Below are 25,662 nucleotides of genomic sequence, written 5' to 3'. Positions count from 1 at the left end.
GGGCATCGGGTGATCACCCACACCCGGACGTCAAACGACCCCTTACCCGAACCGCGGACCAGGTCGCGGGGGTAAGGGGTCGTCTGTGGACCGTTCTGCGCCAGGCGCCTCAGCCGCGCGCCGGGCCGCCGGCGCGCACCGCCGCCAGCAGCCCCTGCCAACCCGAGGCGGGGAGGCGGAAGGCACCCCCTTCGGGATCCTTGGAGTCGCGCACCGCGGCGCCGCCGTCGACGAACGCGATTTCGACGCAGTCGTTGCCGCCGCCGCTGTAGCTGCTCTTGCGCCACTGAGCCCCAGAAAGGCCCGCGTCCGGAGTCATTTCCCCACTTCCTTACTTTTTCCTCGGTTCCAGGTGGTGTGTCGTGCGCCCCGGCAGGGCCGCCTGTTCGGCGAACCGGCCGGCTGCCTCGGCGATCAGGTCGACCGAGTCGTCCGGTTTCAGCGCGGCCGCGCGCAGATGGTCGAACATCAGCGCGTAGCGCCGGACGTCTAAGGGTTCCTCCAGGTACAGGCCGCTGGAGGTGCTGTCGTCGACGTAGACGACGTCCGGGTCGGCCTGCTCGGGGAAGCCCATGATGAGGAACGGGCCCTCCATGCCGGGGTGCGCCCCGGCGCCGAAGGGCACCACCTGGACGGTGACATTGGGCTTCTCGGCGTCGGCGACCATCCGGTAGAGCTGCTCGGCCATCACCTCGGGCCCGTCCACCACGCGGTGCAGCACGGCCTCGTCGACCACCGCCCAGTACTCCACCGGCGGGCTGTCGCTCAGCAGTTCCTGGCGCGCCATCCGCGCGGCCACGCGACGCCGGATCTCGGCGTCCTCCGCGTCCGGCCGCAGCGCCCGGATCACCGCGTGGGCGTACCGCTCGGTCTGCAGGAGCCCGGGCACGAGCAGCGCCTGGAACGCGCGCAGGGAGCTGGCATCGGCCTCGAGCCCGACGAAGGTGCCGGTGAACACCTCGTTGTACGCGTGCCACCAGCCGCGCTTGCGCGCCTCGCGGGCCAGCTGGACGAGCGCCTCCTGCTCGTCGCCGGTGATCCCGTACAGCGCCAGCATGTCCCGGGCGTCACGCGGGGTGACGCCGACGTGGCCGGTCTCGATGCGGCTGACCTTCGAAGCGGAGCACTCGAGCTTCTCGCCCACCTCGTCGATGGTGAGGTCGGCCGCCTCGCGGAGCCGCCTCAGCTCGCTCGCGAGCCTCCGACGGCGAACGGTGGGTCCCTGTCCTCTTGCCACGACAGCACCTCCGGATCCGTCTTCCCCAGTCGCGCGCGCCTTTGCCCGCACCACATATCTAACCAGCCGACCGCGTAGTCAGTGAGGTATTAACCCTGCCGAATGCCCCACCTTCGGGCAGGGTTCCGGCCTGCAATTTGCAGATTGCGCTTGTACTCTGACATCGTGCACGCAGGACCCGCACCCGGCCCTCCGGCCCGGCCGGCCGGGGCCGGTAGCAGTCCCTGAGCAGCGTAGACGAAGACCAGCCGGAAGCGCCGAACAGAGTGCGCGGGCGTTTCCGGCGGAAGGTGTCCGGGGCTGTCCCCCGACCGGTCCCGGACACCTTCATCCCCCCGGAGACCATTCGCCCGGTGCTTTCTGCGCGTTTTACTCACTCGAAAGCGTGGCCCATTCCACGCCCACCGACGCAAAGAACACTCTCGGTATCACCGAGAGCGCGGCCGTCCCCTCAGCGGACGCGCAGCAGGCCTTCCTGGACCACGGTCGCGACGAGGGTGCCGTCCTGTGCGAAGAATCGCCCGGTGGCCAGCCCGCGGGCACCCGAGGCACTCGGCGAGGCGCAGTCGTAGAGCAGCCACTCGTCGGCGCGGAAGGGCCGGTGGAACCACAGCGCGTGGTCGAGGCTCGCGCCCAGCACGTTGTTGTCGTCCCAGTAGACGCCGTGGCGCGCGAGGACCGAGTCGAGCAGGGTCATGTCGGAGGCGTAGGTGAGCACGCAGACGTGCAGCAGCTGATCGTCGGGCAGCTTGCCGTCGGCCCGCATCCAGACGCGGTTGGTGGCCGGCCGCTGCCCCGTCTCGCGGGTGATCCACGGCGGCTCGTTGACGTAGCGGACGTCGATCGGGCGCGGGCGCTCGGTGAAGCCCAGGCCGAGGCCCTCGACGCGCTCGGCGAACGTCGGCAGCGCCTCCGGGCCCGGCACGTCCGGCATGGTGTCGGCGTGCTCGATGCCGCCCTCGTCCTTCTGGAACGAGGCGGACAGCGAGAAAATCGCCTTGCCGTGCTGGACGGCTACCACCCGGCGGGTGGTGAACGAGCGGCCGTCGCGGATGCGGTCGACCTCGTAGACGATCGGCACGCTCGGGTCGCCGCCGCGGATGAAGTACGCGTGCAGCGAGTGCACCCGGCGCTCTTCGGGCACGGTGCGCCCGGCCGCGACCAGCGCCTGCCCCGCCACCTGGCCGCCGAACACGCGGACGGGCGAGTGCACCGGCGAAACGCCGCGGTAGTAGTTCTCCTCGATCTTCTCCAGGTCGAGCAGCGCGACCAGCCGGTCGAGCACCGGCTGCCCGCCGCCACCAGGGTTTTCGTCCAGCCCGGTGGCGGCCTTCCTGGCCATCTCAGTCATGCCCGAACCCTAGACGGCGGGCCCGGCGGGCGTCCCTTACGCGTGGTCGTCTTCACCGAGCCGGTGCACGTGGATCAGGTTGGTCGAGCCCACGGTCCCGGGCGGGGAGCCGGCCACGATGACCACCAGGTCGCCGCGCTGGTACTTGCCCATCTCCAGCATCTTGTGGTCGACCTGCTGGATCATCTGGTCGGTGGAGTCCACCCGCGGCACGATCTGGGTGTTCGTGCCCCAGGTCATGGAAAGCTGGCTGCGCACGCACTCCTCCGGCGTGAACGCCAGCAGCGGCAGCCGGGTGTGCAGCCGGGCGAGGCGGCGGACCGTGTCGCCGGACTGCGTGAAGGCCACCAGCGCCTTGGCGTTCAGCCGCTCGCCGATGTCGCGGGCGGCGTAGGAGATCACGCCGCGCTTGGTGCGCGGGACGTGCGTCAGCGGCGGGACGACCGGCGAGTCGGTCTCGACCGCCTCGACGATCCGGCCCATCGTCTGCACGGTCTCGATCGGGTAGCGCCCGACGCTGGTCTCGCCGGACAGCATCACCGCGTCGGTGCCGTCGAGCACCGCGTTCGCGACGTCGGACGCCTCCGCGCGGGTCGGGCGGGAGTTGTTGATCATCGACTCGAGCATCTGCGTCGCGACGATGACCGGCTTCGCGTTCTCGCGGCAGATCTGGATGGCGCGCTTCTGCACCAGCGGGACCTGCTCCAGCGGCAGCTCGACGCCGAGGTCGCCGCGGGCGACCATCACCGCGTCGAAGGCCAGCACGATCGCCTCGAGGTTGTAGACGGCCTCGGGCTTCTCGATCTTGGCGACGACCGGCAGCCGGCCCTTGCCGCTGCGGTCCATCACCTGGTGCACCAGGTCGATGTCGGCCGGCGAGCGCACGAAGGACAGCGCGACGAAGTCCACGCCCAGCTGCAGCGCGAACTCCAGGTCCTCGATGTCCTTTTCGGACATCGCGGGCACCGAAACGTCCATGCCCGGCAGGGAAACGCCCTTGTTGTTGCTGACGGGACCGCCTTCGGTCACCTCGCACACCACGTCCGGGCCCTCGACGCCCTTGACCACGAGGCCGACCTTGCCGTCGTCGACGAGCAGGCGGTCGCCCGGCTTGGCGTCCTTGGCCAGTCCCTTGTAGGTGGTGGAGACCCGGTCGTGGGTGCCGGCGACGTCCTCGACGGTGATCCGGACGATGTCGCCGGTGTGCCACTCGACCGCGCCGCTCGCGAAGGTGCCGAGCCGGATCTTCGGGCCCTGCAGGTCGGCGAGGATGCCCACCGGCCGGCCGCTCTGGGCCGCGGCGGACCGGACCAGGTCGTAGACCTGCTTGTGGTCGCTGTGGCTTCCGTGGCTGAAGTTCATCCTCGCGACGTCCATTCCGGCGTCTACGAGTGCCTGCATCTTCTCCGGCGTGGAGGTGGCAGGGCCCAGGGTACAAACGATCTTCGCGCGTCGGCTCACGTTCGTTGAGAGTAGTCCTTCGCCCGGCCCACGTCTGTACCGATACCGAAAGTTCAGAGGAACTGTTCAGAAACCCGGCGGGTCGCGCGCCGCCGCCGGCCGGCCGCGATCGCCGTCTTCGCCCTGGTCAGAGCCGGATCGGCCGGCCGCGCAGGCCGGTGACCAGCCAGTTTGCGGTACGCGCGTACTGGGATTCCGCCGAACGGGGCGGGGTCACCGTCGGGGCAGCTCGCTCGGCCCGACGTGGTCGCGGGCCCACTCGTTGAACGCCCGCAGCTGCCGCCACGACTTGCGGACACGCTCCAGCGCCTCGCGCTCGTGCAGGAAGTCGGCGGGCTCCCAGGTGCGGGCCGCGTAGACCGAGCGGTACCGGAGGAGGTCGAGGCGGGGGTGGTCCTCGGCGAAGCCGCGCGGACGCGATTTGAGCCGGTCGCCGTTGATCTCCCAGCCACCGCGCCGGAGCGTGGCGAGGATCTTCTCCAGCGCCGGGCCGTGCAGCTCGGTGTCGACCGCCGTGCGGAACCGCGCCAGCTGGTCGGACGCCAGGTGGAAGCAGCCGCCGCCGACACGCAGCCCGGCCGGGCCCAGCTCCACGTAGTACGCGCCGCCGCCGCGGCCGGCTTCGATCACCCCGCCGCAGTGGGTCTTGTACGGCGTCTTGTCCTTGGCGAACCGCACGTCGCGGTACGGCCGGAACACCTTGCCCTCGCCGAAGCCCTGGCCGAACTCGGGCGACAGCTCCTTGAGCAGCGCCTCCATCGGCTCCCGCACGTCGCCCTGGTAGACCGCCACGTTCTGGTCCCAGTAGGACTTGGAGTTGTCGGCCTCAAGCCCGTCGTAGAAATCGACGGCATACTCCCCGAACCCGGTGAACTTCACGCCGAGCACGATAATCCGGGGCACCGACAGTCTTGGCCCGTGGGGGCCCGGTGCGGCCGGCGCGCTCCTGCGCCACCGGCCGCACCGGGGAGTCACTCGAGCAGCGGCATCACTTGGAGACGGCGGTGATCAGCTCGCCGTCGGTGGTGTCGCCCGAAAGCTCCCAGACCATCGCGCCGCCGAGGCCCTGGGTCTTGGCGTAGCCGACCTTGCCCGCGATCGTGGCCGGGGTGTCGTAGCTCCACCAGTTCGAGCCGCACTTGGCGTACGCGGTGCCGGCGATCGTGCCGGTGGACGGGCAGCTGGACTTGAGGATCTTGTAGTCCTCGATGCCCGGCTCGTACTTGGCCGCCGCGGGGCCGGTGGCGGTCCCGCCCGGGGCGTCCTGCGTGACGCCGGTCCAGCCTCGGCCGTAGAAGCCGATGCCCAGCAACAGCTTCGAGGCCGGGACGCCCTTGCTCTTGAGCTTCTGGATGGCCGCGTCGGCGTAGAAGCCCGCGGTCGGGATGCCGTTGTAGGAGGTCAGCGGCGAGTGCGGGGCGGTCGGGCCCTGCGCGTTGAAGGCGCCGAAGTAGTCGTAGGTCATCACGTTGTACCAGTCGACGTACTGGGCGGCGCCCGCGTAGTCGGCGGCGTCGATCTTGCCGCCGTTCGTGCCGTCGGCGGTGATGGCCGCGGTGACCAGCTTCGAGGAGCCGAACTTGGCCCGCATCGCCGCCATCACGTTCTTGTACGCCGCCGCGCCGCTGGTGTCACAGCTCAGGCCGCAGGCGTTCGGGTACTCCCAGTCGAGGTCGATGCCGTCGAACACCCCGGCCCAGCGGGGGTCGTTGACCAGGTTGTAGCAGGAGTCGGCGAACGCGGCCGGGTTCTGCGCGGCCTGGCCGAAGCCGCCGGACCAGGTCCAGCCGCCGAACGACCAGAGCACCTTCAGGCCGGGGTGCTTGGCCTTGAGCTTCTTCAGCTGGTTGAAGCTGCCGGCCAGCGGCTGGTCCCAGGTGTCGGCGACGCCGTCCACACTGCCCGCGGCGTCGTAGGTCTTCTGGTAGTCGGCGTACGCGTCGCCGATCGCGCAGCCGCCGTTGGTGACGTTGCCGAACGCGTAGTTGATGTGCGTCAGCTTCGCCGCCGAGCCGGAGGTCTCGACGTTCTTGACGTGGTAGTTCCGGTCGTAGACACCCCATTCGGTGAAGTAGCCGACGACCTTGCCGACGGACGCCTGCGCGCTCGCCGGCGCGGCTTCTCTGTCGTGGGCGGGGGCAGCGGGCGCTGCCGGGGCGGCGAGGGCGAGGCCGACGAGCGCTGCGCTCACCGTGCCGATCAAGGACAAGAAGCTCTTCCTGCGCGGACCTACCATGCCGGGCTCCCTTCGGGGAGTCACACCAGGTGACGGGACGAGGTGGGGACCGTCACACCGTAAAGTGGACTAGACCATTAGGTCAATGGTCTAGTCCAGATACGACACCGGGCAATTCGCACATTCCTTGACAGGCATGAACGCGGGGAGGCACATTCCCCGGTGTGATGCAGACTTTCGACGTCCTCGCCGAGCCCCGCCGCCGCTCGATCCTCGACCTGCTCCGCGACGGCGAGCGGTCCGTCGGCGAACTGGTCGACGAGCTGGCGCTCAGCCAGCCGGCCGTGTCCAAGCACCTGCGCGTGCTGCGGGAGGCCGGCCTGGTCACGGTGCGGGTCGCGGCCCAGCGCCGCTGCTACCGGCTGCGCCCCGAGCCGCTGGCCGAGGTGGACGCCTGGCTGGCGCCGTACCGCCGGTTCTGGTCCGGCCGGCTCGACGCGCTGGAGCAGCACCTGGACGCGACCGACCCAGCCTGACCCGGGACGCAGAGTGACGCGTCAGGCCGGCGTCTCGAACGTGATCCCGGTGGCCGCGGCCCGGCGTTCGCCCCAGGCGTAGAGCGCGGTGAGGGCGGGGCCGAGCGCCTCGCCCTCCTCGGTGAGCCGGTACTCGACGTGCGGCACCCTGCCGTCGAGGCTCTCGCGGCGGACGAGCCCGTCGGCGGTCAGCTCGCGCAGCTGCTGGGTGAGCATCTTCTCGCTGATGCCCGGCATGCGGCGGCGCAGCTCGCCGTAGCGGTGCACGCCCTCCTTGAGGTGCGCCAGGATCACCGGCTTCCACCGCCCGCCGATCACGTCGACGGCGAGCTCGACCGGGCACCAGTACCGCCTGCCCGTCATCACGGCCTCCTCGCTACGCACCGGAAAGTACGTGGTTGCCCGGCCGCGCCGGGTGCGGTCTGCTGGCCGCATGATCGTGGAATACCTGCGCTACACCATTCCAGGCGACCGGGCGGCGGCGTTCGAGGCCGCGTACGCCGAGGCCGCCGTCTCGCTCGCGAAGGCGCCCCAATGCCTCGGCTACGACCTCAGCCGCTGCGCCGAAGACCCTACGCGCTACATCCTGGCAATCCGGTGGACCTCGGCGAAGGACCACCTCGAAGGCTTCCGCGGCGGCCCGCACTTCCCGGCGTTCTTCGCGGCGATCCGCGACTACGTCGGGGACCTCGACGAGATGCGCCACTACGAGCCGACCGCCGTGGCGGGCCAGGGCGGCGCCCGCCCGCCCACGCTGTACGAGTGGGCCGGCGGCGGCCCGGCACTCGTGCGCCTGACCGAGGTCTTCTACGGCCACGTGCTCCAGGACCCGTTGCTGGAACCGGTTTTCCGCACCATGGACGCCCACCACGCCGAGCACGTCGCGACTTGGCTCGGCGAGGTGCTCGGCGGGCCGCCGGACTACACCGACCACCACGGCGGGCACCCGCACATGATCGGCAGGCACCTGGGCCGCGGGATCACCGAGGAGCAGCGCCGCCGCTGGGTGTCGCTCCTGCTCGACGCCGCCGACGAGGCCGGCCTGCCCGCCGACCCGGAATTCCGCGCCTCGTTCGCCGGCTACCTGGAGTGGGGCAGCCGGCTGGCCGTGCTGTTCTCGGCACCCGATGCCGGTCCCGCCACCGACGAGCCGGTGCCGCACTGGGACTGGGTCAGGCCGCCGTGGCAGGCGCCGTCGTCCTGATCAGCTGCCGCTCAGGAGGCGGCGCGCTTGTCGCGAACGGCCGCCAGCTCGGCGGGGTGAAACCGGCCTGCCGACCTGGGGCCGATGCCGCATGGGGACCGGAACAGACCGCCGCAGCAGACCCCCGCGTCCTGGCTAACTGCCGCTCAAAAGGCGGCGCGCCGTGGCCAGCGCGGTGTCGCGGCCGGCCGTCAGTTCGGCGGGGGTGAAGACCGGCGTGCGGACGTCCGGGGCGATGCCGGTGCCGTCGTACGTGTGCCCGCGCGGGTCGAGGTACTCCTCGTTGGGCACGACGGCCGTCCAGCCCGGTTCCGGCAGGGTGCGGTCCATCGTGTCGGAGTAGACGCCCTGGGTGTTCTCGCCGATCAGGATCGGTCGCGGCGTGCGGTTGAGCAGGGACTGCGTGAAGGTCTCCCCCGCCGACACGTCGAGGTTCCCCACCAGCACGGCGAGCGGGCCGGTGTAGCGCGGTCCCGCGGCCGGGCGCACGGTGAACGGCTGCGGGGTGGTGAACCGCGCCGGGTCGGCCGGGTCGTTGCGGGTGCGCTTGGCGTAGGCGAAGTGCGGCGCGCCGGTCAGCCTGGCCGCGACGGCGAGGCCCAGCGGGTCGGCGCCGCCGCCGTTCACGCGCAGGTCGAGCACCAGCCCGCGCAGCGATTCCGTGCGGGAAGCCGTGAAGACCGCGTCGAGCGCGTGCTCCAGCACCTCGCGGTCGCCGGCGAACGTGTCGGTGTAGCCCTGGAAGCCGGTGATCCGCAGGTAGCCGAGGCCGCCCGGCAGGTCGGCGTACGCGATCGCCCCGTCGGCCCAGCGCTGGACGGGGGCGCCGAGCGCGGCGTCCGTCACGGCGACGGCCCGCGGGATGATCGAGGGATCCGGGGTGCCCGGCCGCGGCGACGTGCAGCGCTTGTCCGGCGTCAGCAGGCCGACGTGCGCGTCGTGCAACGGGGTGATCAGTCCACAGAGGACGTCGTACAGCCGTTCCGGGTGCGCGGCGACCTCGGCGCGCGCGGCCTGCCCTTCGGCCCGCCAATCGACGCCCTTCGCGGCGAAAAACGGGTAGTTCTCGGCGTAGGTGTGCCAGAAGACGTCGAAAGTGGACAGTGCGCTCCGGTCCGGCGCCGCCTGGCAGGCGCGGGGCAGCCCGCCCGGCAGGCGGCGCAGCGATCGCACGCCCAGGTCGCCGTCGAAGCTCAGCGTGCCCTGGCGGACCGTGGCGACAGTGCCCTCGTTCGTGGTGAACGTCGTGCCGTCGCCGGTCCCGGTGAGCGAGCCCGGCAGGCAGCTGACCGAGGTGACGTCGTAGGTGGTCAGCCGGCCGCCCGAGACCGCCACGAGCTGCCCGTAGCCGTCGGTCCGCCACACACCATCCACAGTGGACGCAGTGGACACAACGGGGCCGGGAACCGCCGCCAGCGAGAACAGGGCCAAGCCCGCCAAGAGAATCCGCATGGCAGCGAAGGTAGTGATCCGGCGGGAGCGCCCGGAATCCCGCGCGCCCCAGTACACCGGGTGGGGCTGGCCCCACCCGGTGCGGCCAGGACTCAGCCGAAGAAGACCTCGGCCTCTTCGTAACGCTCCAGCGGCACCGTCTTGAGCTCGGCGGTCGCCTCCGACAGCTTCACGCGGACGATGTCGGTGCCCTTCAGCGCCACCATCACGCCGAAGTCGCCGTCGGCCACCGCGTCCACCGCGTGCAGGCCGAAGCGGGTGGCGAGCACGCGGTCGTACGCGGTCGGCGTGCCGCCGCGCTGCACGTGCCCGAGCACCACGGCCCGCGACTCCTTACCGGTGCGGCCGGCGATCTCGTCGGCCAGCCAGTTGCCGATGCCGCCGAGGCGGACGTGCCCGAAGGAGTCCTTCTCACCGGTCAGCAGCTTCTCCTGGCCGCCCTCGGGCAGCGCGCCCTCGGCGACCACGATGATCGGCGCGTACTCGCGCTCGAACCGGCGCTCGACCCACTCAACGACCTGGTCGACGGAGAACTCGCGCTCCGGCATGAGGATCACGCTCGCGCCGCCGGCCACGCCGGAGTGCAGCGCGATCCAGCCGGCGTGCCGGCCCATGACCTCGATCACCAGCGCGCGGTGGTGCGACTCCGCGGTGGTGTGCAGCCGGTCGATCGCCTCGGTCGCGATGGACACCGCGGTGTCGAAGCCGAACGTGTAGTCGGTGGCGCCCAGGTCGTTGTCGATCGTCTTGGGCACGCCGACCACGCCGATGCCGTCGTCGGTCAGCCGCTTCGCGACGCCGAGGGTGTCCTCGCCGCCGATCGCGATCAGCGCGTCGACCTGCTGCTCGGCCAGCACGGACTTGATCTTCTCGACCCCGCCGTCGACCTTGTACGGGTTCGTCCGCGAGGAGCGCAGGATCGTGCCGCCGCGGGTGAGGATGTCTTCGACGTCGTCGAGGCCGAGCGGCCTGCTGTCGCCGGTGAGCGGCCCCTGCCACCCGTTGCGGAAGCCGACGAGCTCCCAGCCGTGCACCTCGATGCCCTTGCGGACCACCGCGCGGATCACCGCGTTCAGGCCCGGGCAGTCCCCGCCACCCGTCAGCACACCGACACGCATCTCGAGCCTCCGTCTTTCGTCACGTGGAGATTGCAGTCACATTTCGCCGCCAGGGTAGCGGCTTTCCTCTGGATCGGTGCAGCCCGTACCACCTGGCGAATCGGTACGGCGTCACGGCTGTGCTAGGTTGGCGCCGTGCAGCGCTATTTCTGGTTTACGAAGCCGGCCCCGGGTGGGCACGGCGGCGTGAACCTGCGCTGACCTCCACCGCCCGAGCCGGATTTCCCACCGGCTCGGCGAGTTCCCCGCGGGTCGGTGTCCTCCAGGAAGGACTCACCCGTGACCACCCCCCAGCTGATCACTCAAAAACTCAGCGCCGGTCCCGCCGACGCGGGCACGCTCGACGCCCACCGCACCACCGCGATCAGCCCGCTCATCTCCCCCGCCCTGCTCCGCGAGGACCATCCCGTGGACGCCGCCGTGGCCAAGGTGGTCCGGCAGGGCCGCAGTGAGACCGTCGACATCCTCGACGGGCGCGACGACCGGCTCGCCGTCGTCGTCGGCCCGTGCTCGGTGCACGACCCCGAAGCCGCGCTCGACTACGCCCGCAAGCTGGCCGCCAAGGCCGAGGAGCTGCGCGGCGACCTGCACATCGTGATGCGCGTGTACTTCGAGAAGCCGCGCACCACGCTGGGCTGGAAGGGCCTGATCAACGACCCGGACCTCGACGGCACCTTCGCCGTGAACAAGGGCCTGCGGCTGGCCCGGGAGCTGCTGCTCGACGTGTCGGCGCTCGGCCTGCCGGTGGGGTGCGAGTTCCTGGACCCGATCACGCCGCAGTTCATCGCCGACATCGTCAGCTGGGGCTCGATCGGCGCGCGCACGGCGGCGAGCCAGGTGCACCGGCAGCTGTGCAGTGCGCTGTCGATGCCGGTGGGGATCAAGAACTCGACCGAGGGCGACATCCAGGTGGCGGTCGACGCCACCCGCGCGGCCGCGGCGTCCCACGTGTTCCCCGGCATCACCATCGACGGCCTCGCGGCGCTGCTGACCACCTCCGGCAACCCGGACTGCCACGTGATCCTGCGCGGCAGCTCGGCCGGCCCCAACTACGACCCCGCGTCGGTGACCGAAACGCTGGGGCGCTTGGAGAAGTCGGGTCTGCCGGAGCGCGTGATCATCGACGCCAGCCACGGCAACAGCCGGAAGGACCACGTCCGCCAGGGCGAGGTGGTGACGGAGCTGGCCGCGCGGATCGCCGAGGGCGAGCGCGGGATCGTCGGCCTGATGATGGAGAGCTTCCTGACCGCCGGGCGCCAGGAGCTGGTGCTGGGCCGGGCTTCCGAGCTGACCTACGGCCAGTCGATCACCGACGCCTGCCTGGACTGGGACTCGACCACCGGCCTGCTCGACACGCTCGCCGCCGCCGTCCGCGCGCGTCGCTGACCGGCTCAGCGGTGGGCGCACCCGGTTTGGGTGTGCAGCCACGCCGTCGCGGCCGCGACCACTTCATCGTTGGTCGTGGCCGCGGGCAGCGGGTGATCGGGCCGGATCGGGGTGTTGTCGTAGACGCGGCCGGCCCGGTCCACGGCGCGCGAGGTCGTGACCAGCAGTTCGGCGCCGTCGCTGAGCCGGAAGGCTTCGTTGCCGGTGACGAAACCGGCGGTGGCTTGGCCGAAGGCGGCGGTGCGGGACCGGCCGCGGAAGGCCACCAGGGTCAGCTCACCCGAGCTGGCCGTCCGGCCGTCGGTGAGCACGGCGACCGGCGGCCGCGGACGGGCCAGGCGCACCGGGTTGGCCTCGGCGGCCTGCGGCTTGCCGTCGAGCAGGACCTGACCGTCGCGCAGGGTCCAGGCGCTCGTGCCGTCGGGGCCCTGGAACGAGCCCAGCACCCCCTCGTCCAGCAGCGGCGCCAGTACCGTGAGCATCGGGGCCATCGCCCCGCCGACGTTGCCGCGCAGGTCGACGATCCAGCCGCACGGACGGCTCGAATCGGCGTTCGCGACGGCGGTTTGCCCGGCGTCGACGTACCGGCGCTCGGCGGCCGGGTCGAAGGTGAACTGCGGGATGGTCAGCACGGCCACGTCGCCCGAGGTCCAGCTGGTCGGCACCTCGATGGTCTGCGGCAGCGGGGGCACCGCCTGCGCGGGGGTGAGCAGGCTGGTGTGCGGGTTGCCCAGCTGGTGGATCACGCTCTGGATCGCCGGGTAGGTGCCCGCCGGGCCGGACGCGTTCGCCGCCAGGTGCAGCGCGTCGGCTTCCACCTCCGGCCAGTCGAGGGAGTCCCGGTCGATCGAGTGGGCCCGCAGCAGGTTGAGCGCGTAGACCAGGTACTCCCGCGGCGAAGCCGGGCTCGGTGCCGACGCGGCCAAACCCGCGACAAGCACCACGAAAACGGCAAGCAGACGACGCATCGCACTCCCCCAGCGCGGCCGGACCCGGATATCTCAGCGGCGGCGGAAGGCCGACTCGATGACGTCCCAGCGCTGGTAGTTGTGGCGGGCGTCGGCCAGTGCGTCGTGCTGGTCGGTGGGGGCGGCGGGCAGCTTGGGCTTGCCCGCGTCCTCCCAGCGCTGGCGCAGGTCACGCGTGAAGCGCGGCAGCTGGCGCGGCAACGCGGGCATCGGGCCCCACAGCTGGGCGAGGGCGACGTGGTCGTACGCCGCGAACCAGGCCCACAGCTCGATGCCGCCCGGGGGCTTGCCGAAGAACTCCAGCAGGTCGGTGCGGATCTTCTCGCGGCTGCGCCATGCGGGGTCGGCCGGCGAGGGCAGCTTCGGCAGCACGTTGTCCCGCACCCAGGGGCCGGCCTTGCCCGGGTCGAAGTCGGTCGACACGGCGTAGAACTCTCGGCCGCGCTCGTCAACGACACCGATCGACACCAGGTCGATCGTCACGCCGTCCTCGATGAACTCGGTGTCGTAGAAAAAACGCATCGCGAAAACGTAGCAGCGTCGCTTCGCGGCGCCGCTAGCCCGCCTTGGTCTCGGGCACCCGGGCGGCGTCGCGGCCGGACGGCTGCTCCGGCACCTTCGCCTTGACCCCGGCGGCCTCGGCGGCGATCAGCTCCTTGGCCTTCGCCGCGTAGATGTCCACGTACTCCTGGCCGGACAGCTCCATCAGCGCGTACATGATCTCGTCGGTGATCGACCGCTCGATGAAGCGGTCGCCGGACAGGCCGTCGTAACGCGAGAAGTCCAGCGGCGTGCCGAAGCGGATCTCCAGGCGGCGCGGCCACCACATCTTGGAGCCGATCGGGTTGACCTTGTCGGTGCCGACCATGGCGACCGGCACGACCAGGCCGCGCGACTCCAACGCGATCCGCGCGACGCCGGTCTTGCCCTTGTACAGCCGGCCGTCGGGCGAGCGCGTGCCCTCGGGGTAGATGCCGAGCAGGTGGCCCTCGCGGACCAGGCGGGTGGCGGTGTCGAGGGCGGCCTGCGCCGCGTTGCCGCTGGAGCGGTCGATCGGGATCTGGCCGACGCCGGTGAAGAACCACTTCTTGAGCAGGCCCTTCAGGCCCGGCTCGGTGAAGTACTCGGACTTGGCCGGGAAGGTGACCTTGCGCTTGACTCGCAGCGGCATGAAGAACGAGTCGGCCACCGCGAGGTGGTTGCCGGCCAGGATCACGCCGCCGGTCTCGGGGATGTTCTCCGCGCCCACGACCTTGGTCGGCCACAGCGTCTTGAGCAGCGGACCGATGAACACGAACTTCATGAGCCAGTACAGCACCGCGCTCTTGTCCTTCCCGTGGCCCGACGTCCGAGTTCTCAGTGGTCAAGACTACGAAACCCGGCGGTCCGCGCACAATGCGAGACCGGGGGCTACTGCCCGGCAGCGACCGATCTCACAGCGCAGGCGGGTGAGCACGGGGACCGGCCGGGGCCCCACAACACCGCGCGAGCGTGAGAGCATGGAAGACCTACACCGCTTCGATCGGAAGGCGTTCGTCATGGGCGTGCTCGCCGGCGCGGAACCGTTCGCCCACACCGGTTCGTCCGGGGCCGGGTTCCTGCTCTGCCACGGCTTCACCGGGACGCCGGCGGGGCTGCGGGCATGGGGCGACCACCTGGCCGAAGCCGGGTACGCGGTCCGCTGCCCGCTGCTGCCCGGCCACGGCACCCGCTGGCAGGACCTGAACCGCACGACCTGGCAGGACTGGTACGGCGCGGTGCGCGAGGAGCTGCTCGCGCTGCTTTCCACCTGCGAGACGGTGTACGTCGGCGGCCTGTCCATGGGCGGCACGCTCACCCTGCGGCTGGCCGAGGAGTTCGGCGACCGGATCGCCGGGCTCGTGCTGGTCAACCCGTCGGTCACCCGGTTGAAGTGGGACACGAAGCTGCTGCCGCTGCTGGCGCACATCGTCCCCTCGGTGCCCGCGATCGCGAACGACATCGCCAAGCCCGGCGAGACGGAGCTGGCCTACCCCCGCACGCCGGTGCACGCCGCCGCCAGCCTGGCGCAGCTGTGGCGCCTGGTGCGCGCCGACCTGGGCAAGGTCACGCAGCCGGTGCTGCTGCTGCACTCGCGGGTCGACCACGTCGTCGAGCCCGAGAACTCACGGCTCGTGCTGGCCGGGATCGCCAGCACGGACGTCACCGAAGTGGTGCTGGAGCACAGCTTCCACGTCGCGACCCAGGACAACGACGCGGAACTGATCTTCAGCAGCAGTGTCGACTTCGCCCGGGCGACGCGGGCGGGACAGGTAGGTGCCTGATGAGCAGGGGGAAAGGCACGGACGGGCCTGAGGACGTCGACGCGACGTTCGCCGAGATCGTGGCGGACCTGCGCGCGGAAGGGGTGGGCGTGTTCGCCGAGGACGCGCTGGAGGTCGCCGAGGACACGGCGGCCGACCGGCCCTCGGACACCAGCCCGCCCAGCACGCCGCCCGCGAAGCAGGACAAGCCCGCGGAGCCGAGCGAAGGCTGGCGCGGTGGCGGCACGACGTGGGACGCCACCATGTTCTCCGACGACCCGGCCGAGGACGACGAGCACTTCGTCCCGCCGGAGCCCCCGCCGCTGCCCCGCCCGCGCAAGGGCGCCTTCGTGGTCCTGCTGTTCTTCGTGGTGGGACTGCTGCTGCTGATCGTGCCGAACCTGATCGGCGTCAGCCCCTCGCTGTCCATGCCGCTGGGCATCCTCGCGCTCGCCACGGCGATCGCGCTCCTGCTGCTGCGCGTGCGCCAGGGCCCGCCGCCCGGCGCGGACCCGCACAACGGCGCCCAGGTCTGACCGGGCGGGCATGCGGATCGACTTCACCCCTTCACGCCGTTCGACGATCGGCGCAGAGTGGGAACTGGCGCTGGTGGACCGGCGCAGCGGCGAGCTGTCCTCGGTAGCGGAGCGGATCCTCGACCAGGTGCGCCCGGACGGCGCCGCCGAGCACCCGAAGATCAAGCAGGAGCTGCTGCTCAACACCATCGAGGTGATCTCCGGCGTCTGCACCACGGTGGCCGAGCTGAAGGCCGACCTCACCGAATCGCTCGACCTGGTGCACCAGGTCACCGACCCGCTGGGCGTGGAGCTGTTCTCCGCCGGCACGCACCCGTTTTCCAATTGGTACCAGCAGAAAGTGACCGACAAGGCGCGGTACGCCAAGCTGATCGACCGCACCCAGTGGTGGGGCCGGCAGATGCTGATCTACGGCGTCCACGTGCACGTCGGCCTCGACCACCGGGACAAGGCGCTGCCGGTGCTCGACGCGATGCTGAACTACGCGCCGCACCTTCAGGCGCTCTCGGCGTCCTCGCCGTACTGGGGCGCGGAGGACACCGGGTACGCGTCCAACCGGGCGCTGATGTTCCAGCAGCTGCCGACGGCCGGGCTGCCGTTCCAGTTCGCCGAGTGGGGCGAGCTGGAGCAGTACGTGGCCGACATGTTCACCACCGGCGTGATCGACCACTTCTCCGAGATCCGCTGGGACATCCGCCCGGCGCCGCAGTTCGGCACGATCGAAATGCGCGTGTGCGACGGCCTGCCGACGCTGGAGGAGGTCGGCGCCATCTCGGCGCTGACGCAATGCCTGGTGGAGGACTTCAGCACCCGCCTCGACGACGGCGAGCGGCTGCCGACGCTGCCGCCGTGGCACGTCCAGGAGAACAAGTGGCGCGCCGCCCGCTACGGCATCGACGCGATCGTCATCCTCGACGCCGCCGGCCGCGAGCGCCTGGTCACCGACGACATCGCCGACCTGCTGGACCGCCTCGAGCCGGTGGCCCGCCGGCTGGAATGCGCGGCCGAACTGCGCGACGTCGAGACGATCCTGGCCTGCGGCCCGAGCTACCTGCGCCAACGAGCGGTGGCGAAGCAGTACAACGGCTCGCTGAAGGCCGTGGTGGCCTCGCTGGTCGCCGAGATGCGCGACGGCATCGCCCGCTGAGCCTGGTCAGCTGTCGAGGTGACGCAGGAGCGTGCCCGGGCCGATCACCGAAGCGCCGAGATCCGTGACGCGGCCGCGCAGCTCACGGTCGGCCGTCACCACGACCACGTGGTCGTCCGGGCGGGTGCGGGCCGACGCCGTGACCTCGACGATCTTCGAGTCGCCGTCGGTCTCGGCGGGGACGACCTGCACGCCCGACGCCGGCTCGACGCCGCGGGCCTGGCCCTCGACGACGAGCACGACCCGGGGCCACCACGTCCACTCCGGTCCGGCGCCGATGCCCGCGACCGCGTCCGGGATCCCCGTCTCGGCCGGTTTCACCAAGCGGTCGCGCAGCCGCTCGGCCGCGCCGCGGCGGTCGCGCCACCAGCCGTCGGGGCGCGAGCCGACGACGTTCGCACCGTCGACCACCAGCACGAGTTCACGGCCGATCTGCGCGCGCAGCCGTGGCCACGAAGCGGCGAAATCCCTGTGCAGCGGCAAATCCGCGACGTCGCCGGGGTCGACCCAGCGGACCTCCGCGCTCTCCTGGTTGGCCACCCGCGCGTCGAGCGAGCTGTGCGCGACACCGAGAACGGTGGTGTAGCGCCAGACTTCGTGGTCGAGCACCGAAGCGGACAGCGCCCGGAAATCGGACTTCGCCACGTCCGCCTCTTCCCACGCCTCGCGGGCGGCCGCGTCTCGCACGGTCTCGCCCACTTCCAGCGCGCCGCCGGGCAGGGCCCAGGTGCCGCCGTTGTGCACCCACCAGGCCCGCCGTTGCAGCAGCACGCCGCGCGCGGGGTCCGAGAGCAGGAGCCCGGCCGCGCCGAACGCTCCCCAGTGCAGCCGGCCGCAGGTGGTGCACCGCACGAAGCGGCTGGCGGTCCTCGGCGTCACGCCTTCAGCCTGTCACACCGACTTCGGCTCCGGGAACCTTCGCGGCGTCGACGGCCAGCGCCGCGGCGCCGACGATCGCCGTGTCGTCGCCGAGGTGCGCGGTGCGGATGCGGGCCAGCGGCCGATAGCGGGCGCCGGTGATGGCGCCGGCGTAGTGCTCGCGGGCCTCGTCGAGGAACAGCGGCGCGGACTCCGACACCCCGCCGCCGATCACGATGATCTCCGGGTCGAACACGTCCGCCACCAGTGCCAGGCCCTCGCCGAGCCACTTGGCCAGCTCGGCCATCGCCCGCAACGCGATCGGGTCGCCGTCACGCGCGGCGCCGGCCACCCGGCGGCCGGTGACCGAGCCCGGGTCGCCCGCGATCTCGCGCGAAAGCACCGTCGAACGGCCGGGGTAGCGCGCGAGCAGCTCGACGGCCGTCGCGGCCAGCGCCGTGCCGCTGCAGTAGCGCTCCCAGCAGCCGTACTTCCCGCACGGGCAGGCCCGCCCGCCAGGCACCATGGTCAGGTGGCCCAGCTCGGGCGCGACGCCGTACGCGCCGCGGTAGATCTCGCCGTCGAGCAGCAGGCCGGCGCCGATGCCGGTGCCCAGCGCGACCAGCGCCGCCACCTTCGCCCCGCGCGCGGCGCCGAAGCGGTGCTCGCCGACGACGGCCGAGTTCACGTCGTGCTCCAGCGTCACGGGCAGGCCCACGCGCTTGGCGATCCGGTCGGCCACTGGCGCGTCGCGCCAGGCCAGGTGCGGCGCGAACATCACCGAACGGCGGTCCCGCGTCACGAACCCGGCCACGGCCAGCCCGACGGCCGCGACCTCGTGCCGGTTGCGCAGGTCCTCGACGACGCCCGCGATGGCGTCCTCGAGCGCGTTCTCCTCGCTCGGCGTCCCGACGCGGGCGGTGTCCAGCAGCGAACCCCGCTCGTCCACGACGCCGGCGCGCACACTCGTGCCCCCGACGTCCACCCCTATCGTCAGCACTCAGCTCTCCCGCTCCGGCCGCCAGTCTTCCCGCTTGAGGACGGCGATGTGCTGCACCCGGGACCCCTCCGGAGACGCCTCGGGCGCCGCCGGCCGGGGCTCGGGCCGGAAGCCCGGCATGTGCACGCCCTCGTCCGGCTCCCACCGGTCGGCGAGCACCGCCCGCAGCAGCGCCACCAGCTGGGCCAGCTGTTCCAGCACCCGGGCGGCGAACTCCGGCCGCTCACCTCGCACGACGGCGACGATGGCACACAGCGGGCACCAGCCGCACGTCGAACCGCCCTCGGCCCCCGCTTCGTGGGACTCGTCACCGCCGTGACCGGCCGAGATCACCCCGTCGAGCCAGGGCGCGGCGCGCTCCACCAGCATCTCGGTCAGCAGGCGGATCTCCTCGGCCAGCCGAAGGCCCTCGGCGCCGGACTCGTCGTCTTCGCTCACCCGGGTCCCCGGTTCCCGGCCAGGCTGACCACCAGGCCGTCGGCGTCGGATTCCGCGCCGGTGATCCGGCACGGCCGCAGCGGCTCGGGCAGGGCGATCAGCCTGCGGAAGCCGTCCACGGTGATCGCCAGGTCGTCGTCGACGCGGGCGAGGTCCACGTCCGCGTCCCGCTCCAGCGGGATCGCCACGCGCAGCCGGAAGCCGTCCTCGGCCGGGCTGACCTGAAGCAACGGGGTGACGGGCTTTCCGTTGCCCGCCAACGGGTCCTGCCCGTGGTACAGCTCTTCGGCCAGCTCTGCCAGCGCCCGCGCGCCCACCGGCTCGCTCGCCCGGTGCTCGACGCGCGCCAGCTCGCGCGGCCCGAAGCCCGCGGCCGCCAGCTCGGCCAGCACCGCGTCCTGCTGGGTCCGCCGGGTGCGCAGCCAGGCGGCGGCCGAACCGCGCCAGAAGCCGGGCGCGGGCATCCGCCGGTTCGCGATCAGGCCGTCCACGGCGATGCCGCGCAGCGCCAGCGCGCTGAGCGTGCGCCGCGCCTCGGCGACCACCACCCGCTCCGGGGTGAGCACCAGCCGGACCGTGGTCACGGCCGGGTCGGTGAGCAGCGCGCGCAACGACTCCAGGTGCGCGCCGAGCCGGCCCACCGAGTCCACCACGCGGCCGCGACGGCCCGCCTTCCAGCCGTACATCCGCTTCAAATACCCCGAAACGGCCTCGGGCAACGCGAGCAGCCGCAGCGTCTCGGCGGTCGGGCCGCAGTCGACCACCACGGTGTCCCACGGGCCGTGCTCGGCGAGCCGCTGCACCTCGGTCAGCGCGAGCAGCTCGTCGACGCCCGGCAGCACGGTCAGCTCCTCGGCGTCCAGCGCGTCGAGGCCGGCGCCCGCCAGCGTCGAGCGCAGCTGGCCGCGCAGGTCGTCCCAGGTCCGGTCGGCCAGTGAGCGGGAATCGACCTGCACGGCCGACAGCCGGTTCGCCACCGCGGCGGTGCCGGGCGCGACGTCCACTTCGGACGGCTCCGCCCCGAGCGCGCGGCCGAACGCGTCGCCCAGCGAGTGCGCCGGGTCGGTGGAGACGACCAGCGTCTTCCTGCCGCGGCCGGCCAGCGCGGTGGCGGTGGCCGCGGCGAGCGTGGTCTTCCCGACACCCCCCTTGCCGGTGAACAGCAGGATCCGCATGCGCTCGCCCTATTCCCCGCCTTCGGCCCGCTTCTTGAGTTCCTTCAGCGCGGTGTCCATGACCATCTTCTCGGCCTTGCGCCGCAGCAGCCCGATCATCGGCAGCGCCAGCTCCACCGACAGCGTGTACGTCACCTTCGTGCGCCCGCCGGGCAGGTCCTCCAACGCGTAACGACCGTTCTGCGCCTTCTGCATCTGGCCCTTGACCAGGTGCCAGCTGACGCCGAGGCCGGTGGCGTCCCAGTCGTACTCGAGGGTGTACACGTCCTTGATCGGGCCGGCGTCCAGGGTGAGCTTCACCTGCTTCGCGCGCCCGGCGTCGTCGGTGCCCAGCACCTCGGCCTCACGGACGGCCTTCGCCCACTCGGGGTAGGCGGGGAAGTCGGCGATCACCGCCAGCACCCGGGCGGGCTCGGCGTCGACCTCGATGGACTGCGTGGACTGCTCGGCCATGGGACGAAGCGTAGCCGGAGAGCGTCTTCACCAGCGCAGCACGTAGGGCTGCCCGGTCTCCTTGAAGTGACCGACGTTACGGCACTCGGTGCGCCCGAGCCGCCGCCGCGCGGCCAGCGGCTGGTGCACGTGGCCGAACACCGACCACCGCGGCCGCTGCTCGCGGATCAGCTCCAGCAGCGCCTTCGAGCCCAGCTCGGCGCGGCGCGCGACCACGTCGTAGGTCAGGTCGGCCACGGCGGGCGGGATGTGCGTGCAGAGCACGTCGACGTTCTCGAGCTTGGCCACGGACTCGTCGAATTCCTCGCGGGCCCGCAGGTAGGGCCGCCAGGCCGCGCCCTTGCGGGGCCGCGGCACGACGCCCTCGGGCAGCACCGCGCCGCCGACGAAGCCGAACCGCAGGCCGCCGATGGTGGTCACCTCGCCGTCGAGCACCTCGACGCCGGAGCCGGTGAACTCGGGCCACAGCGCGGGCGCGTCGACGTTGCCGGGGGTGGCGTAGGTGGGCGCGGTCATCGCGGCGAACAGGGTCGCGTACTGGCTGCGCACCGCCTCGTCGACGGCCGCGGCCGGGTCGTCGAGGGTGGCCCAGAGCGTGCGGGAGTACGCGACGGTCTCGTCCCGGCTGCCCTCCCGGCGCAGCCGCGCGAACTCGCCGACCCGCTCCGCGCCGAACAGGGCGCCCATGATGCCCTTGTCGTGCTCGCGGTAGTCGACGAAGTCGAGCAGGTCGCCGAGCACGACCAGCGCGTCCGCCCCCTCACCGGCCCGCTTCAGCGCGTCGGCGTTGCCGTGCACGTCCGAAACGACGTGAACCCGCACAAGACCCTCCTAGTCCTCGGACCCCGGCTCCGGGAGCCACTGCGGCGGGATCCCGGGCTCGCGCCCGTCCTCGAGGACGTCCTTGAGCCCCAGCGTGAGCTCCTTCGCCGCGCGGGCGCGGCGGTCGAACTCACGGCGCAGCTCGCGCGGGCTCAGCTCACGCGGCGCGCCGCCGGGGCCGGCGGGCGTCGCGCGCAGGAAGTAGTGCAGCACGGTGCCGTCGAGCACGGGTTCCAGCCAGACCTCCATCGTACCGACGAGCGCGCCGGTCACGGTCCAGCGCAGGCCCTTGTCCCCGCGGTCGGTGTAGACCTCGAGGGAAAGGTCCGGCCAGTACCGCCGCCAGGCGGCCGGGTCGGCGAACGCCGCGGCGACGGTGCTCGGCGGCACGACGATGAAGGTCTCGTCCACGAGGTCCAGTGCAGGTGGTCCGGGGTTCACCGGCGCAGAATGTCATGACCTCGTCCGGCGGGCCGCCGCGGCGTGGTCTTAAGGTCTACGGCAAGCTAAGTTGACCGGCGGGTAACCGCACGCGTCGAACACGGAGGTCCACGTGCGCGAATACAGCGCCCCCGCCGGGAAGCCGGTGACCGACGACGAGAACCTGGCGGATGTCGTCTGGGCTAACGCCGAGCGGTTCTCCGACGTCGTCAGCTTCCGCAGGCAGGTCGACGGCAGCTGGCTCGACGTCACCGCGAAGGACTTCGCGGACCAGGTCGCGGCCGTCGCGAAGGGCCTCGCCGGGGCCGGCATCGGGCACGGCGACCGCGTCGCCCTGATGTCGAAGACCCGCTACGAGTGGACCCTGATCGACTTCGCGATCTGGGCCGCCGGCGCGGTCACCGTCCCGATCTATGAGACGTCCTCGCCCGAGCAGGTGCAGTGGATCCTCTCGGACTCGGCCGCGAAGGCCGTGATCGTGGAGACCGACGAGCACCGCGGCGCCGTCGACCAGGTCCGCGACCGGCTGACCGCGCTGGAGCTGACCTGGCAGATCGAGAGCGCCTCCCCCGCGATCGACGAGCTGACCGCGCTGGGCGCCGAGATCTCCGACGAGGACCTGCACTCGCGGCGGCGCGCCGTCTCCGCGGGCGAGCTGGCCACCATCGTCTACACCTCCGGCACCACCGGGCGGCCCAAGGGCGTCGAGCTGACGCACCGCAACCTGCTGACCGAGATCCGGGCCGACATCGAGGCCTTCCCGGAGCTGATGGAGCAGGGCAACTCGCTGCTGTGCTTCCTGCCGCTGGCGCACATCCTGGCCCGCGCCATCGCCGTCACCGCGCTCTCGGCCCGGGTCACGCTGGGGCACACCCCGGACGTCAAGAACCTGGTCCCCGACCTGGGCACCTTCCGCCCGACGTTCGTGGTCGCCGTGCCGCGGGTGTTCGAGAAGGTCTACAACTCGGCGAAGCAGAAGGCGCACAGCGAAGGCAAGGGCAAGATCTTCGACGCGGCGGAGGCCGTGGCGGTCGCGTACAGCGAGGCCCAGGACGGCGGCGGCGCCGGGTTCGGCCTGCGCGCCAAGCACCTGCTGTTCGACAGGCTCGTGTACAGCAAGCTCCGCGCGGCGCTCGGCGGCCGGTGCGTCGCGGCGGTGTCCGGCGGTGCCCCGCTGGGCGCGCGGCTGGCGCACTTCTTCCGCGGCATCGGCGTGCCGGTGTTCGAGGGCTACGGCCTGACCGAGACCTCGGCGGCGGCGAACGTGAACACCAAGACCGCGTTCCGCGTCGGCACCGTCGGCAAGCCGGTGGCGGGCAACTCGGTCCGCATCGCCGACGACGGCGAGATCCTGGTCAAGGGCGGGGTCGTCTTCGGCGCGTACCACAACAACGCCGAGGCTTCGGCCGAATCGCTCACCGACGGCTGGTTCCACACCGGCGACCTCGGCGAGCTCGACGCCGACGGCTTCCTGAAGATCACCGGACGCAAGAAGGAGATCATCGTCACCGCGGGCGGCAAGAACGTGGCGCCGTCCGGGCTGGAGGACACGATCAAGGCGTCGCCGCTGATCAGCCAGGCCATGGTGGTGGGCGACCAGCGGCCGTTCATCGGCGCGCTGGTGACCGTGGACGAGGAGTACTTCCCGTCGTGGAAGACCCAGCACGGCAAGCCCGCGCAGGCCACGGTCGCCGATCTGGCCACGGACGAGGACCTGCTCAAGGAGATCCAGGCCGCGGTGGACGAGGCCAACCGGCAGGTCTCGCACGCCGAGGCGATCAAGAAGTTCACCGTGCTGGCCAAGGACTTCACCGAGGCGGGCGGCGAGATCACGCCGAGCATGAAGCTCAAGCGCAACGTGGTGAGCAAGAACTACGCCGGCGACATCGAAGCGCTGTACCGGAAGTAACCCGTTCGACGCCGATGGCCCCCTGGTTCGCGGACCGGGGGGCCATCGGCGTTCGCGGAAGGGCTCAGCCCTGCTGGAAGTTCTGCGGCGGCTGGAACTGCTGCTGCTGCGGCGGCTGACCCTGCGGCTGGCCCTGCTGCGGCTGGCCCGCCGGGGGCTGCTGCTGGCCCTGCTGCTGGCCGGCCGGGGGCTGCTGGCCGCCTTCGGGGACGACGTACACGGCGGTGCCGTACGCGGCGATCTCGCTGGCCGTCTGGGCGATCTCGTTGCAGTCGAAGCGCAACGCGAGCACCGCGTTCGCGCCGTGCTGCATGGCTTCCTGCGAAAGGCGGTGCAGCGCCTCGTAACGCGAGTCCGACAGCAGCTTCGACAGGCCCTTGAGCTCACCGCCCGCCATCGACTTGAAGCCGGCACCGATGTTGGAGAACATGTTGCGGCTGCGCACGGTCAGCCCGAAAACCTCGCCGAACACGCGAACCACGCGGTAGCCGGGCAGATCGTTCATAGTGGACAGCAGGATCGGGAACTGCTGCGGGGGCGCGGGTTGTGTCATGGACGGATCGTAACCAGACCGAGGCCGCCGCACCCGTTAATCAGGAAGTGATCCGCTCGTTCCAGTCGATGTGGTGGTGATACAGCCAGCCGGGCTCCTCGCCGACGTCCTCGCCCGCGCTCGCGGCCACCAGCTTTTCGACGCGGGTGCGGCGCAATCGCTCGTACGCGGCGAAGGCCGAGGGCGCGTCCGGCTCGTCCCGCAGGCACAGGGCGAGCACCACGCTGTCTTCCAGCGCCATCGAAGCGCCCTGCCCGGCCGCCGGGGACGCCGCGTGGGCCGCGTCGCCGACCAGCACCATCCGGCCGGTGGACCAGAGCCGGGTGGCCGGCACGTCGTAGGAGTGGCCGCCGAAGACCTCGTCGCCGGTGGCCGCGATGATGTCCGCGCACGGCAACGGATCGCCGTCGAACTTCCCGTGCGCGAACTCGCGCCACTGCGCCGGGGTCACCGCGGCGATCTCGTCGCGGGGCCGCTCGGTGTCGTCGATGCGGGCGAACCAGAACGTGGCGCCGTCCGGCGCGGTGGTGTAGCCGAACGCCGCGCGGCTGCCGCGGATCATCCGGTAGACGCCCGGGGCCGGGGGGAAGCCGCCGGCGCGGGTGTAGCCGTAAACGACGGTGAGGCCGGTGAAGCGCGGCCGGTCGGCGTCCGGGTCGATCAGGGTGCGGACCACCGAGTGCAGGCCGTCCGCGCCGATCAGCACATCGCCGGATTCGGTGGAGCCGTCGTCGAAGGTGGCGACCACCCCGTCCGGGCCCGATCCGGCCGAGACCAGCCGGCGCCCGTGCGTCACGGTGATCCCGCGACGGCCCGCCTCCTCCTGCAGCACGCGGTAGAACGCGGCGCGGGTGAGCGTGCGCGGGCCGGCCAGCCCGACGTCGTCGAAGTCGCGGGTGCCCACGGTTTCACCGCCGGGCGCGACCACCTCGACGCCGAGGGCGGCGAACGACGCCTCGATCACCGGGCCGTCGGCCTCGATCGCGCGCAGGGCGTCCATCCCGTTGTGCATCACGGTGAGGAACGCGCCCGCGTCCGCTCCGCCGGACGGGTAAGCCTCGAAGACCACGGCCTCGTGCCCCGCGCGCTGCAGCGCCATCGCCGTGACCGTGCCCGAGATGCCGCCGCCGGCGACGAGAACCCGCATCGACCAAACCCC

28 protein-coding genes are annotated in these 25,662 nt (G+C 71.8%); 7 read left to right on the top strand and 21 right to left on the bottom strand.

Annotated elements, in window-relative coordinates; genetic code table 11:
* Window positions 1–109 precede the first annotated feature (109 nt).
* The 6 genes from BMY97_RS16655 to BMY97_RS16630 all read right to left on the bottom strand — a co-directional run bounded on the left by BMY97_RS16655 (window position 110) and on the right by BMY97_RS16630 (window position 6,285).
* Window positions 110–319: a DUF397 domain-containing protein gene (locus tag BMY97_RS16655; protein ID WP_091617749.1), complete on the bottom strand. Its 210-nt coding sequence runs from the start codon at window positions 317–319 to the stop codon at window positions 110–112.
* A 12-nt stretch (window positions 320–331) separates the two neighbouring features.
* On the bottom strand, window positions 332–1,237 hold the full coding sequence (locus tag BMY97_RS16650; protein WP_091617748.1) for a helix-turn-helix domain-containing protein: 906 nt from the start codon (window positions 1,235–1,237) through the stop codon (window positions 332–334).
* 451 nt (window positions 1,238–1,688) lie between these two features.
* Window positions 1,689–2,588, bottom strand: coding sequence for an acyl-CoA thioesterase II (tesB, locus tag BMY97_RS16645; RefSeq protein ID WP_091617747.1), 900 nt, complete (start codon window positions 2,586–2,588; stop codon window positions 1,689–1,691).
* Between the two features lie 36 nt (window positions 2,589–2,624).
* A complete protein-coding gene (gene pyk, locus BMY97_RS16640) occupies window positions 2,625–4,049 on the bottom strand; it encodes a pyruvate kinase (RefSeq protein WP_091617746.1) in 1,425 nt (474 codons plus the stop codon).
* A 213-nt stretch (window positions 4,050–4,262) separates the two neighbouring features.
* Window positions 4,263–4,928: a DUF2461 domain-containing protein gene (locus tag BMY97_RS16635; RefSeq protein WP_091617922.1), complete on the bottom strand. Its 666-nt coding sequence runs from the start codon at window positions 4,926–4,928 to the stop codon at window positions 4,263–4,265.
* Window positions 4,929–5,037: 109 nt separating this feature from the next.
* A complete protein-coding gene (locus BMY97_RS16630; RefSeq protein WP_091617745.1) occupies window positions 5,038–6,285 on the bottom strand; it encodes a glycoside hydrolase family 18 protein in 1,248 nt (415 codons plus the stop codon).
* A 164-nt stretch (window positions 6,286–6,449) separates the two neighbouring features.
* Between BMY97_RS16630 and BMY97_RS16625 the strand changes: the two genes are divergently transcribed.
* Entirely contained in the window at window positions 6,450–6,761 is a 312-nt protein-coding gene (locus BMY97_RS16625; protein WP_091617744.1) for a metalloregulator ArsR/SmtB family transcription factor, read from the top strand.
* A 21-nt stretch (window positions 6,762–6,782) separates the two neighbouring features.
* On the opposite strand, the gene BMY97_RS16620 is transcribed toward BMY97_RS16625, so the two are convergent.
* The gene (locus BMY97_RS16620) at window positions 6,783–7,124 is read right to left on the bottom strand and encodes a winged helix-turn-helix transcriptional regulator (RefSeq protein ID WP_091617743.1); all 342 of its coding nucleotides are present in this window, start codon (window positions 7,122–7,124) and stop codon (window positions 6,783–6,785) included.
* A gap of 70 nt (window positions 7,125–7,194) precedes the next feature.
* Between BMY97_RS16620 and BMY97_RS16615 the strand changes: the two genes are divergently transcribed.
* A complete protein-coding gene (locus tag BMY97_RS16615; RefSeq protein ID WP_091617742.1) occupies window positions 7,195–7,965 on the top strand; it encodes a group II truncated hemoglobin in 771 nt (256 codons plus the stop codon).
* A 135-nt stretch (window positions 7,966–8,100) separates the two neighbouring features.
* On the opposite strand, the gene BMY97_RS16610 is transcribed toward BMY97_RS16615, so the two are convergent.
* On the bottom strand, window positions 8,101–9,417 hold the full coding sequence (locus tag BMY97_RS16610; protein ID WP_091617741.1) for a S41 family peptidase: 1,317 nt from the start codon (window positions 9,415–9,417) through the stop codon (window positions 8,101–8,103).
* Window positions 9,418–9,509: 92 nt separating this feature from the next.
* Window positions 9,510–10,535 carry a 6-phosphofructokinase gene (locus BMY97_RS16605; RefSeq protein ID WP_091617740.1) on the bottom strand — a complete coding sequence of 342 codons (1,026 nt, stop codon included), beginning with the start codon at window positions 10,533–10,535 and terminating at the stop codon, window positions 9,510–9,512.
* A 279-nt stretch (window positions 10,536–10,814) separates the two neighbouring features.
* On the opposite strand from BMY97_RS16605, the gene BMY97_RS16600 reads away from it, so the two are divergent.
* A complete protein-coding gene (locus tag BMY97_RS16600) occupies window positions 10,815–11,921 on the top strand; it encodes a 3-deoxy-7-phosphoheptulonate synthase (RefSeq protein ID WP_425425281.1) in 1,107 nt (368 codons plus the stop codon).
* 5 nt (window positions 11,922–11,926) lie between these two features.
* Here BMY97_RS16600 and BMY97_RS16595 read toward each other — a convergent pair whose 3' ends face one another.
* From BMY97_RS16595 to BMY97_RS16585, 3 genes are read right to left on the bottom strand one after another with little or no spacing between them, the layout of a single operon-like run.
* On the bottom strand, window positions 11,927–12,889 hold the full coding sequence (locus tag BMY97_RS16595; RefSeq protein WP_091617739.1) for a S41 family peptidase: 963 nt from the start codon (window positions 12,887–12,889) through the stop codon (window positions 11,927–11,929).
* Between the two features lie 33 nt (window positions 12,890–12,922).
* Window positions 12,923–13,411, bottom strand: a complete 489-nt coding sequence (locus BMY97_RS16590; RefSeq protein WP_091617738.1) for a polyadenylate-specific 3'-exoribonuclease AS — start codon at window positions 13,409–13,411, stop codon at window positions 12,923–12,925.
* 34 nt (window positions 13,412–13,445) lie between these two features.
* Window positions 13,446–14,207, bottom strand: coding sequence for a lysophospholipid acyltransferase family protein (locus tag BMY97_RS16585; protein ID WP_091617737.1), 762 nt, complete (start codon window positions 14,205–14,207; stop codon window positions 13,446–13,448).
* A gap of 220 nt (window positions 14,208–14,427) precedes the next feature.
* On the opposite strand from BMY97_RS16585, the gene BMY97_RS16580 reads away from it, so the two are divergent.
* The 3 genes from BMY97_RS16580 to BMY97_RS16570 are packed head-to-tail and all read left to right on the top strand — an operon-like array spanning window position 14,428 to window position 16,854.
* The gene (locus tag BMY97_RS16580; protein WP_091617920.1) at window positions 14,428–15,192 is read left to right on the top strand and encodes an alpha/beta hydrolase; all 765 of its coding nucleotides are present in this window, start codon (window positions 14,428–14,430) and stop codon (window positions 15,190–15,192) included.
* Complete coding sequence (locus tag BMY97_RS16575) at window positions 15,192–15,707, top strand: hypothetical protein (RefSeq protein ID WP_091617736.1); 516 nt, start codon at window positions 15,192–15,194, stop codon at window positions 15,705–15,707. Before BMY97_RS16580 ends, BMY97_RS16575 begins: the two co-directional genes overlap by 1 nt.
* A 10-nt stretch (window positions 15,708–15,717) precedes the next feature.
* On the top strand, window positions 15,718–16,854 hold the full coding sequence (locus BMY97_RS16570; protein ID WP_091617735.1) for a glutamate--cysteine ligase: 1,137 nt from the start codon (window positions 15,718–15,720) through the stop codon (window positions 16,852–16,854).
* A 6-nt stretch (window positions 16,855–16,860) separates the two neighbouring features.
* On the opposite strand, the gene BMY97_RS16565 is transcribed toward BMY97_RS16570, so the two are convergent.
* Genes BMY97_RS16565 through BMY97_RS16535 form a run of 7 tightly spaced genes read right to left on the bottom strand, consistent with a single transcriptional unit; the run spans window position 16,861 to window position 22,041 of the window.
* Window positions 16,861–17,733, bottom strand: a complete 873-nt coding sequence (locus BMY97_RS16565; RefSeq protein WP_091617734.1) for an NUDIX domain-containing protein — start codon at window positions 17,731–17,733, stop codon at window positions 16,861–16,863.
* A gap of 4 nt (window positions 17,734–17,737) precedes the next feature.
* Window positions 17,738–18,697 (bottom strand): ROK family protein, encoded by a 960-nt coding sequence (locus BMY97_RS16560; protein ID WP_091617733.1) that lies wholly within the window; start codon window positions 18,695–18,697, stop codon window positions 17,738–17,740.
* Between the two features lie 15 nt (window positions 18,698–18,712).
* Window positions 18,713–19,150: a hypothetical protein gene (locus BMY97_RS16555; RefSeq protein ID WP_177231375.1), complete on the bottom strand. Its 438-nt coding sequence runs from the start codon at window positions 19,148–19,150 to the stop codon at window positions 18,713–18,715.
* Window positions 19,147–20,325, bottom strand: coding sequence for an ArsA family ATPase (locus BMY97_RS16550; RefSeq protein ID WP_091617732.1), 1,179 nt, complete (start codon window positions 20,323–20,325; stop codon window positions 19,147–19,149). The genes BMY97_RS16555 and BMY97_RS16550 overlap by 4 nt, the downstream gene beginning before the upstream one ends.
* A 9-nt stretch (window positions 20,326–20,334) precedes the next feature.
* Window positions 20,335–20,778, bottom strand: a complete 444-nt coding sequence (locus tag BMY97_RS16545) for an SRPBCC family protein (protein WP_091617731.1) — start codon at window positions 20,776–20,778, stop codon at window positions 20,335–20,337.
* Between the two features lie 27 nt (window positions 20,779–20,805).
* Window positions 20,806–21,600, bottom strand: a complete 795-nt coding sequence (locus BMY97_RS16540; RefSeq protein ID WP_091617730.1) for a metallophosphoesterase family protein — start codon at window positions 21,598–21,600, stop codon at window positions 20,806–20,808.
* Between the two features lie 9 nt (window positions 21,601–21,609).
* A complete protein-coding gene (locus tag BMY97_RS16535; protein WP_091617729.1) occupies window positions 21,610–22,041 on the bottom strand; it encodes a polyketide cyclase / dehydrase and lipid transport in 432 nt (143 codons plus the stop codon).
* Between the two features lie 112 nt (window positions 22,042–22,153).
* Here BMY97_RS16535 and BMY97_RS16530 point away from each other — a divergent pair, with 112 nt between their 5' ends.
* Complete coding sequence (locus BMY97_RS16530; protein ID WP_091617728.1) at window positions 22,154–23,950, top strand: AMP-dependent synthetase/ligase; 1,797 nt, start codon at window positions 22,154–22,156, stop codon at window positions 23,948–23,950.
* A 64-nt stretch (window positions 23,951–24,014) separates the two neighbouring features.
* Here BMY97_RS16530 and BMY97_RS16525 read toward each other — a convergent pair whose 3' ends face one another.
* Window positions 24,015–24,503 (bottom strand): YbjQ family protein, encoded by a 489-nt coding sequence (locus BMY97_RS16525; protein ID WP_091617727.1) that lies wholly within the window; start codon window positions 24,501–24,503, stop codon window positions 24,015–24,017.
* A gap of 40 nt (window positions 24,504–24,543) precedes the next feature.
* Window positions 24,544–25,650, bottom strand: a complete 1,107-nt coding sequence (locus tag BMY97_RS16520; RefSeq protein ID WP_091617726.1) for an FAD-dependent oxidoreductase — start codon at window positions 25,648–25,650, stop codon at window positions 24,544–24,546.
* Window positions 25,651–25,662: the final 12 nt, after the last annotated feature.

The sequence above is a fragment of the Amycolatopsis saalfeldensis genome (assembly GCF_900110575.1).
GTDB lineage: Bacteria > Actinomycetota > Actinomycetes > Mycobacteriales > Pseudonocardiaceae > Amycolatopsis > Amycolatopsis saalfeldensis.
The sequence above is the reverse complement of the archived record's forward strand: the minus strand, read 5'-3'. Positions and strand labels throughout refer to the sequence as shown.

Coding starts and splice junctions, on each gene's coding strand:
- BMY97_RS16655 (WP_091617749.1), bottom strand. CDS start 319: ATGACTCCGGACGCGGGCCTTTCTGGGGCTCAGTGGCGCAAGAGCAGC.
- tesB (WP_091617747.1), bottom strand. CDS start 2,588: ATGACTGAGATGGCCAGGAAGGCCGCCACCGGGCTGGACGAAAACCCT.
- BMY97_RS16630 (WP_091617745.1), bottom strand. CDS start 6,285: ATGGTAGGTCCGCGCAGGAAGAGCTTCTTGTCCTTGATCGGCACGGTG.
- BMY97_RS16620 (WP_091617743.1), bottom strand. CDS start 7,124: ATGACGGGCAGGCGGTACTGGTGCCCGGTCGAGCTCGCCGTCGACGTG.
- BMY97_RS16615 (WP_091617742.1), top strand. CDS start 7,195: ATGATCGTGGAATACCTGCGCTACACCATTCCAGGCGACCGGGCGGCG.
- BMY97_RS16610 (WP_091617741.1), bottom strand. CDS start 9,417: ATGCGGATTCTCTTGGCGGGCTTGGCCCTGTTCTCGCTGGCGGCGGTT.
- BMY97_RS16605 (WP_091617740.1), bottom strand. CDS start 10,535: ATGCGTGTCGGTGTGCTGACGGGTGGCGGGGACTGCCCGGGCCTGAAC.
- BMY97_RS16595 (WP_091617739.1), bottom strand. CDS start 12,889: ATGCGTCGTCTGCTTGCCGTTTTCGTGGTGCTTGTCGCGGGTTTGGCC.
- BMY97_RS16590 (WP_091617738.1), bottom strand. CDS start 13,411: ATGCGTTTTTTCTACGACACCGAGTTCATCGAGGACGGCGTGACGATC.
- BMY97_RS16580 (WP_091617920.1), top strand. CDS start 14,428: ATGGGCGTGCTCGCCGGCGCGGAACCGTTCGCCCACACCGGTTCGTCC.
- BMY97_RS16575 (WP_091617736.1), top strand. CDS start 15,192: ATGAGCAGGGGGAAAGGCACGGACGGGCCTGAGGACGTCGACGCGACG.
- BMY97_RS16570 (WP_091617735.1), top strand. CDS start 15,718: ATGCGGATCGACTTCACCCCTTCACGCCGTTCGACGATCGGCGCAGAG.
- BMY97_RS16550 (WP_091617732.1), bottom strand. CDS start 20,325: ATGCGGATCCTGCTGTTCACCGGCAAGGGGGGTGTCGGGAAGACCACG.
- BMY97_RS16545 (WP_091617731.1), bottom strand. CDS start 20,778: ATGGCCGAGCAGTCCACGCAGTCCATCGAGGTCGACGCCGAGCCCGCC.
- BMY97_RS16525 (WP_091617727.1), bottom strand. CDS start 24,503: ATGACACAACCCGCGCCCCCGCAGCAGTTCCCGATCCTGCTGTCCACT.
- BMY97_RS16520 (WP_091617726.1), bottom strand. CDS start 25,650: ATGCGGGTTCTCGTCGCCGGCGGCGGCATCTCGGGCACGGTCACGGCG.